This is a genomic window from Prosthecobacter sp., from assembly GCF_049294395.1.
Classification (GTDB): Bacteria; Verrucomicrobiota; Verrucomicrobiia; order Verrucomicrobiales; family Verrucomicrobiaceae; genus Prosthecobacter.
The window spans coordinates 1-8,681 of record NZ_JBAQCR010000109.1; the positions used below are offsets into that span (position 1 = coordinate 1).

At 60.1% G+C, this 8,681-nt stretch carries 4 protein-coding genes; 1 reads left to right on the plus strand and 3 read right to left on the minus strand.

The annotated features are described in order from the left end of the window. From WAW39_RS06790 to trmB, 3 genes are all read right to left on the minus strand, one after another. A partial coding sequence (locus WAW39_RS06790) for a tetratricopeptide repeat protein (RefSeq protein ID WP_422317094.1) occupies positions 1 to 5,444 on the minus strand: 5,444 nt, incomplete at its 3' end. Between the two features lie 126 nt (positions 5,445 to 5,570). Continuing rightward, positions 5,571 to 6,284 (minus strand): rhamnogalacturonan acetylesterase, encoded by a 714-nt coding sequence (locus tag WAW39_RS06795; RefSeq protein ID WP_422317096.1) that lies wholly within the window; start codon positions 6,282 to 6,284, stop codon positions 5,571 to 5,573. Positions 6,285 to 6,293: 9 nt separating this feature from the next. Next, positions 6,294 to 6,893, minus strand: a complete 600-nt coding sequence (gene trmB / locus WAW39_RS06800; RefSeq protein WP_422317098.1) for a tRNA (guanine(46)-N(7))-methyltransferase TrmB — start codon at positions 6,891 to 6,893, stop codon at positions 6,294 to 6,296. A gap of 716 nt (positions 6,894 to 7,609) precedes the next feature. On the opposite strand from trmB, the gene WAW39_RS06805 reads away from it, so the two are divergent. Further along, the gene (locus WAW39_RS06805) at positions 7,610 to 8,134 is read left to right on the plus strand and encodes a cytochrome C (RefSeq protein WP_422317100.1); all 525 of its coding nucleotides are present in this window, start codon (positions 7,610 to 7,612) and stop codon (positions 8,132 to 8,134) included. Positions 8,135 to 8,681 lie beyond the last annotated feature (547 nt).

The following is an 8,681-nucleotide window of genomic DNA, read 5'->3' on the forward strand; positions in this document are numbered from 1 at the left end:
GTGCCAGCCCGCGCCTCGGTGCGCAGCATCGCGGCCCAGCCTGCGGCCTGTTTGCCTTTGGCCAGTCCTTTGAGCCAGGCGTGCATGTCCTTGAGAGTATCCTGATCCCGGGTCGTGGTGCGGAACAGCGCGGCGATCTGCGCCCGCCCGCGTTCGGGCGCCCAGTCAGCTGCTGCTGCCAGCACCTTAAGCTGCTCCAGCCGCAGTGTGAAACGTTCATGGTCTCCCTTGATGGTTCGATCCGCCTGCGTGAGCAGGTTCAGCGCCTCGGCTGCACGGTCATGAGTGCGCAGCCCCGTGGCCAGCGCCACCACGCAGGGCAGGGATTTACGTTCGACACACAGCGTCATCAGATCACGCACATCATCCCAGGCACCGGCAGCGGTGGCGATCTGGCAGCGCAGTTTCAGCAGGTCCTGAGCTACAGGGTCCAACGGCTCGGCGAGAGGCACCTCACGCAGAAGTTTGAGTGCGGCCTGAGGTTGCGCAAGGCGCTGCAGAATCTGACCCCGATGCAAACTGGCCTCGATGTCGAGATCCGTGCCTGCCTGATCATTCGCCACATAGCAGGCGTGAAGACGATCCCAGGCGGAGAGAGCCGCCTGGTCGTTCTGCATGCGTTCATGCAGCAGGCCGAGTTCACGCAGGTAGGAAACCTCATGCGGGCGACGGCGTTCGAGCACCTGGGTAAACTGTTCGCGGAAACCCTGACGGCGCAGCTCATCCACATTGAAATTGCGCGCGAGGAACAGCGCATGCTTTTCGCGCAGGGTGTCATCACCCGGTTGCGGCGGCTTGAGCGGGGGCTCGGCCAGCAGCAGCTTCAATGAAAAGCTCAGCCCCGGCTCGATCTCCATCGACGTTTCACACACGCGCAGCAGCCACAGCGCATAGTCGGGATTCGACGGCGCACGGTCTGGCAGCATGCTGTAAATGTCGATGGCCTCACGCACAAAGCCCGCGCTCTCCAAACGGCTGCCGAGGTTGCCGAGGGTATCCACTGAGTGCTCCGTGCGAAGATCGACCGCTGCCAGGTGCTCGCGGATGAGGCGCCGACGCGTGGGGTAGTCCACGGCACGCAGCCTGCCCAGCAGGTCATTGATGCGCCATTCGCCAAATTCCGAATCCGAGCGTGGGCCCAGCATGGTGGCTCCGTAGTGCTTGGCCAGGGCGGCGTTCGCGTCTTTAACCACACCGCCAATGCCCTGCTGCACCAGCAGCGCCTCGATCTCCCGCGTTTCCTCCCACAGACTGCGCAGATGTGGAGGTTCTTCATAGCGTGACGATCCTTGAAGTTGCAGGCTGCCTTTGGAATCCGTCATATCACGTTGGGCGATGAACGGCCCGGAGAGAAACCGGCCCAGTGATTCGCCACCGGTTTGATCCGCACCCGACAAGCCCGCCACCGCCGCCTTGCGAATGGCCGTCAGCGCCGAGGGCTGGGTGCGTTGCAACCTGCGCCAGGCATCCTGCAGCGCCTCCCCGCGTTGCCCCTCAGAGCTGGTCATGCGGCTCAGTGAAGACAGGCTTAGCAAAAAGGGATCGTAGGTGGTCCGGTAGTTTTCTGCGGACACCGGGCCGCGCACCGCCACATCAAGATACTGCCGTGCCAGTTCCCAACGCTCCGCGCTTTCCGCGATGCGCGCGAGGAACAGCGAGTAGTCCATTTCCATCTCCGGTGAATTGATGGGCAGGCTCGCGCCCAGCGCCAGCGCCTCTTCATATCGCTGCTTGTCCTGCAGCTTGCGGGTCAGTTCCACGATGGCGGCGTTGCGCAGCACCCGGCAGCTGCCTAACTGAGCGAGACTGCTGGGACGGAAGCGGAAACTGTTCACATCCACCAGCATGGAGACACAGGCCTGCAGCAGGCTGGCCCGTGATTTCAGCACTTCTGGCGACCAGCCTTTTTCGCTGGCCCAACGCACGGCCTCATCCATCCCATGGCTGTGAAGCATCAGCCAAAGCATCGCAAACTGCGCCTCCAGCGTGGTGGTGTCTGGCAGCACCTTCTTGAGCACCACGCGAAACTCCGTGCCTGCACCCGCATAAAACAGCGCCCAGAGTTTCTCCACTTCATTCGCCTGTTCACTGGTGCTCCATTGATGGATCCACTCGTTCAGTTTCTCCCCACCATGGGTGTTGCGCAGTTTTGCCAGCTCTTCAATCGCCCGCAGTCGAACCAAAGCAGCGTCTTCCGGCAGCTCAGCAAACTCTGCTCTTGGCTGGCCAAGGAACGCTCGCAGTGAGTCCAGTTCCTTGCGCTCCAGACCAGGGGCGAGATCCAGCAGCGAGACGATGTCCCCCGTTGTTACGCCCCCGCTTGTGCGCCGCGTGTCCGTCAGTGGCAGCGGCGCGCGAACACCCGTGGTTGGATAATTGAGCACTTTGACAGGCGTGGCCAGCACCGCCTGAAGCTGCTTCTCAGCCTCTGTTTCATCGGCAAATCGCAGACACTTCAGGGCCAGGCGCAACCGCGCACGGCCATCCCACGAGCGCACTTGGGTCATCTGCTCATACACCCTTCGTTCAGCCTCATCTTGCCCCGAGCTTTGATAGTACTTCGCCAGTTCCTCCAGCGCTGCCGCATCCTGGGCAAACCGGCTCTCAAGGCGTCGCCTGACGCGGTCCGCCTCGGTGATTTGAAACGTCTGTTCCAGCAGTTCCACCAGCCGCCGCGACTCGGCCGCGATCTCCTTGGGTGGAGCCACTGCCGCGATCTGTTTCTGGAAATAAATCGCCGACTTCAGGTCTGCCACCTTCAGCGCCGCATCGCGCAGTTGGTCCAGAGAAAAGGGGGTGTCCGGCGCGGTGTAATACGCCTGCTTCATGCTCGCGAACGCCTTCACATGATCGCCACCGCGCTCATACACCTGCGCCAGTGCCTCATGATAAAATCCGTCAAACGGATGCCGCTGCACACGCTCCAGAAGTGCGTGTTCCAGCAGCTTCAGGAGGTCGCGCATCACACTCGGTGCCAGTTCGCCGCCGCTTGCATCAGAAAACGTCAGCCGGTCGATGCAGCGGCGCAGCACTTCGCGGCGGCGCTTCACATCCGTCTCACGTTCCAAAATCTGCGCCTGCACTTCCACGTGGTCCGTGATGCGATGCTGCCGCAGCAGGATGTCCGCATAGTTCTCCAGCAGTGGGATGGCTGCCGGGCCTTCGATCCGCTTCACCGCCTGCTTCCACAGCGCCAGCGCATCATCCGCACGGCGTTGCAGGAAATAAATTTGGGATAGTGCGGAGAGAAGCTGCCCTGAGTCTGGAAACTCGCGATACGTGCTTTCCAGCAACTTCGCCGCAGCCACGCCCGGTGGCGGCAGGGGATTGTTGCTCTTCCACCCGGGGCTGCTCGTTTCCGAGTCCACCCGCCGCTCCGACTCCATCAGCAGTTCCGCCAGCCGCAGCGTGTACCGCACACGTCCTGCGGCATCCAGTTCAGACAGCCGCCGCAGCTGCCGCTCCATCAGTGCATAGTTTTCATCCTCCTGCGCCAAATCCAGTTTCAGCTGCTCCAGCACCAGTGAGGCTGGCTGTTTTTTCTCCATCACCGGATCAAATTCCAAAGCATTCAACAATTGATACGCATCTTCGAACTGGCTGGTCCGCACCGCCCACCAACAACCTCGAAACCTCGTGGCTTGGGTGTCTTTGGATTTGGGATCAATCTTCCGTGCGCTGGAAATGACTTTTTGTGCGAATTCCAGCACCCGCTCCGGCAGATTTTCACGCTTCGTGCCTTCGGTGTCGTCGCTCGCAAAGCCCGTGCCAGTAAATGCATCAGGCAGCTTGAACTCACCGTTCGTCACAGGCTTGACCGCCGTCTTGGTGTCTCCCATCAGGATCGAGAGCATGCGCTCATCCACATCCACGCGTTCCTCGTCCGTCGTGCTGGCATGCCAGGCCTTTTCGATCCATTCCGCAGCCTCGTCATTCTCGCCCTGCTCAGCGAGCAGTTCCGCCAGATGCAGCCAGGCACCACGGCTTGCACCAGGTTTCGAAACTGCTTCACGTGCCAGGATGATCGCGCTGTCGAGATTGTTGCTTGCCGCCAGGAAGGTCGAGGCGTCGCTCAGCCGCTTCTGCCGTTCCTCCGGAGTGGGCGCGCTTTCGGTAAATCCGTGCAGCAGCTTGTCTTCAGACACCACATCACGGCGTGCGCGGAAAAATGCCGCCAGATCAAAGACCGCTTCTGCTTTTTGTGGATCGCGTTCCACTCGTGAGCGGAGGATTTTTTCAATGACGGCGTCGAGCGCCCGGGTTTGAGCAAAACTCAAAACCTGCTTTTCCACGTCGGTGGAGCTTTGCATTTCGAGCAGCTTCAACAGGCGCTCTTTTGCACTGTTTGCATCTCCATTGCGCAAATCGGCCTCACAACGCAGCAGCACAATGGCGGGCACATCGCTGCCGTCGTTTTTAATGCGCTCATCGAGCAGCTTGGCAGCCTCTGCGGCACCTTCGTGATCCAGCAGGGTTCTCACCAGCTGCCAGCGGTAATCTTCCACCTGGGGAACTGCCTGGACCAGGGCGCGCAGCCAGCGGACCTGCTCATCGGGTTCGACGGTCAGTTCAAAGAAACGGGATGCATCCAGCAGGGTCTGTTCTGAAGGAGGGGAAGCCTTGGCGGCTTCCACCAAGGTCTTGCGGAGATCCTCCAAGGTTCCGAAGCGTTCATGAAGTCGCACTCGCCTGCGGAAAAAATCAAAATAACGACCGTCCCGGAAATGCAGAAGGGCCAGCCCGTCGGTGAGGGCTTTGTCAGCTTTGGCAAACTGATCGGCGTGTTCGTAGATGCGCGCCAGGTCGTAGAGGGCATCGAGTTTGCGCTGGGGGTCTTTTTGATCGGCCAGCTTGGAGAAGAAATTCGCTGCACGTTCTGGAAAACCCGCCTGCAAAAGGAGCTGCGCCACCTGGCGGGCGAGGTCGATGTCCTGCGGCTTTTGCAGCGCGGCGCGCTCATATGCATCGGCTGCCTCTGCATTTCTTCCACTTGCCATGGCAAGCCCCCCCAGTTCGATCCACATCTGGGGGGCCTGGGGATCTTCGGCGGGCGTGAGCTCAGCGGCTTTTTTGATGAGGGTGAAAGCCGTGGCGGGGTCGGAGAGTTCGCGGGCGACTTCGGCGCGTGATTTGAGAAGGATGAGGTTGTTTGGTGCAGCCTTGAGCAGATCGTCGTAAAGTTGTGCAGCGCGTTTCAGGTCGCCGCTGCGGCGGATGAGGTGGGCTTCGACGATTTTGACGGCTTCAAACTTGGACTTCTCGGCCTGCTGGGAGACGTTTTCGACGAGGAGCTTGGTTGCGTCGTGTTTCTCATAAAGGGCCCAAAGGAGGTCCAGGACGCGTCCGTATTCCGGTTGTTGCACCAGAAGTGACAGATATTCATTGGCCAGCTTTGTTTCGCGCTCGGCCCAGGGTTTTGGGGTGGTTTGTGCGTTGATTTTCAACGCCAAAGCGAGGGCCAGCGCCCATGCAAGGCACCGGAATCTTTGGAACTGACGCGGCATCAACTTCACGGCTTGGATCATAGACGTCTTTGCGGGCTGCGCCAAGCTGCAAGACGTTGCACTGAGTTACTTCAGGAGCTTGGCGAGATCGGGGGCCACTTTGTGGAGTTCTTCGGCGATGATGGCGGCGATGACTTCGGCGCCGTGGGCGTTGAGATGGGTGCGATCGGTGGTTTGGGCTTCGGTGGGGGGGCGGACAACTGTGGGGTTGAATGTGTCGGATTCCGCAATTCCGAGCTTGTTGTGCAGGTTTACGCTGCGCGTGAAGAGGTCGACGAGGGGGACCTGCTGTTCGGTGGCGACTTTGGTGGCGGCGTCGGCCCAAGGTTTGAGTTCGCCGCGGATTTTGTTGTTGTCGAAAATGCGGCGGGTGAGGGAGGTGACGAGGATGGGTTTGGCGCCGATGGCGCGGGCTTCTTCGATGAAGCGGGTGAGGTTCTGCGGGAAGGTGGTGGCGGGGTCGGTTTCGCGTTTGGGGCCTTTGCCGGGCATGTCGTTGTGGCCGAACTGGATGAGGATGTAGGCGGGTTTGGAGTCGAGGACTTTTTTCCAGTTGCCGGTGTCGCGGAAGCTTTTGGAGCTTTGGCCGCCGGCGGCGAAGTTGAGGCACTCGGCGTTGGGGCCGAGGAGTTTGGCGAAGGCGGCTCCCCAGCCGGCTTTGTCGGTGACGGTGGAGTCTCCGGCGAGGGCGATGCGGGTGCGGGTTTCTTCAGCGTGGCTGATGCTCAGGCTGAGGCTGAGGCTGAGGGCGAAGAGGAGGAGGAGGCTGCGGCGGAGCATGGTCGGACTTTAACGTCCGATTTTCTGCCATCTCGCACGGTGAATGGTGCGGCCCATGTGGAGCCAGTCGGTTTCGAAGTCGGTGGTGGGATAGAAGAAGGCGTCGGCGGGCCAGTCGATGCGGGTGAACTGGTGTTCGCGGGTGGCGAAGCTGGCGAGGGCGTCTTCGAAGTAGGGCTGGTCGTCGGTCTTGAGGAGGAATTCGCCGCCGTCGGTGAGGATGCGGTGGAGGCCGTCGAGGAATTCGCTTTGATTGACGAGGCGGCGGGCGGTGTGGCCTTTCTTGGGCCAGGGATCGGGGCAGAGGAGGTGGAGGCGGGAGACGCCGGAGGTGGGGAGGAGCCAGCCGACGGTGTAGGCGCTTTCGAGGCGCATGATGCGGGCGTTGGGAAGCTGCTGGTTGTCGATCTTGCGCCCGGTTTTGATGACGCGGCCGAGCATGCGCTCGACGCCGAGGAAGTCGCGCTCGGGGTGGTGGGCGGCCATGCCGGTGAGGAAGGTGCCGTCGCCGCAGCCGAGATCGACTTCGAGGGGGCGGGCGGGGTCGGGGAAGATTTCGACGCGCGAGAGTTCGCGGAAGTGATCGGGGGGCGTGAAGAGGGCGGGCACTGAGCATGGAGTGCCGATGAATGGGGGTTCTGCCAAGTGAAGATTTACGGAGGGGGAGCCAAACTTTGGATGGCCTACGGAAAGCGCGGAACAGACGGAAGCCGGAACTGACAAGTGAAGGTTTAGGGAGGGGGGGACTGATTTTAGGACGCAAAGCAACTGAACTCAAGGCGGCTGGATTGTGGAACAAATGGTAACTACCGCGCTGGGAGGGGGAGGGCGTGGAGCAAACGATGGAGTCCACGGAGCTGAAACGGGTAAAATGATGAGGGGTAAAATCATTTTATGAACAGAGCCTGTGGGATGGGGGGAACTCAGCGTGAGTTATTCAGGAGATGAGAAAACCGCAGAGATGAGTTCTGGAGATTGAGGCTCTGGGATTTTGCTCTGGAGGATGGCAGTGGTGTTTGGGGGCGTTTTTGATGAAGCACGCTTCCAGATTCCGGCTAAAGCCGGTACTACCATACGTGCGCTGGCTCATTTGAACTCTGGGGTGTTGTGGCGCTTCCAGAGCGGGCTACGACCCCCACTACGTGCTCTGAATGGAGACTGATTTTGCACCGCAGAGATTGGAAAGCCGCAGAGATGAAGTTTTGGGAGGGTGGGACTGCGGAAGGCGTGGGAAGGACGGAAAGGGCGGCGGATGTTTTGCGGGGCTTGAGGGGTGGAGTGGGCTGGCTATATTTGGAGGAAACCTTTTTCCAACCTTACCTCTCATGCCGATTTACGAGTTCTACTGCCCTGACAACAACAAGCTGTATTCCTTCCTGGCGCGTTCGCTGGCGTATCGGGACAAGCTGCCGGTGTGTCCGGATGGCGAGGGTTTGAGAATGGAGAAGCGGGTGTCGGCGTTTGCGGTGATCGGGAAGGCGAAGGAGGAGTCGGCGGATGATCCGTTTGCGGGGGTGGATGATGCGAAGATGGAGAGCTTCATGGCGGACATGGAGCGGGAGATGGGGAGCATGAACGAGGAGAACCCTGATCCGCGTCAGCTGGGCCACTTCATGCGCAAGATGACGGAGATGATGGGGGACAAGACGCCGCCGGAACTGCGTGAGATGGTGCGTCGGCTTGAGGCGGGGGAGGACCCGGAAAAGCTGGAGGAGCAGTTTGGGGGGATGGACGAAGGGGACGCGGGGGATGCGCTGTTTTCACAGATGATCTCGCGCGCCAAGGCTGCGCGGAAACAGCCGGTGCGGGACCCGAAGCTGTATGAGATGAGGGATTTTGTGAAGGAGTGAGGGTGACCGGAATTGGGGCCGCAAAAGGGCGCAAAAAGTCGCAAAAAAGGGGGAGAGGGAGTGGGGTTCTTTGTTCTTTGTTCTCTGTTCTGGATGCTGCGGGGCCGCTGATTTAGGCAGAGGAATGTTAGGCAGAGGAATGACTGAGTTTAGACTTTGAGAAAGTGGTGGCTCTGTCGGGGAGTTGGGGGCTGGAGCCGGAATTGGACCACTGACTGTACAATGACTGGCACTGATATGGAGCCGGAGCTGGGGGCGTTGGTTTTTTAGCAAGGGAATGGAGAGCAAGGGAATGACTGAGGTTGGTGATTGAGATGGCGGTTTTCTGTCAGGGAGTGACAGACTGGTCTCAATTGCCTGGCTCCATGGACTCGATGGTGCTGGAGGAAGAGGGGGCGTTGGTTTTAGCAAGGGAATGTTATACCACGATCAATTGAAAACAGGTCTGTATCTCAGCAATGAATCCACCACAGAGGCACGATGAGCGCAGAGATCTGAAGCCGGTCTTGATTGCAAACCTCTGTGTCCATCGTGCCTCTGTGGTTGA

Coding starts and splice junctions, on each gene's coding strand:
- WAW39_RS06805 (WP_422317100.1), top strand. CDS start 7,610: ATGCCGATTTACGAGTTCTACTGCCCTGACAACAACAAGCTGTATTCC.
- WAW39_RS06795 (WP_422317096.1), bottom strand. CDS start 6,284: ATGCTCCGCCGCAGCCTCCTCCTCCTCTTCGCCCTCAGCCTCAGCCTC.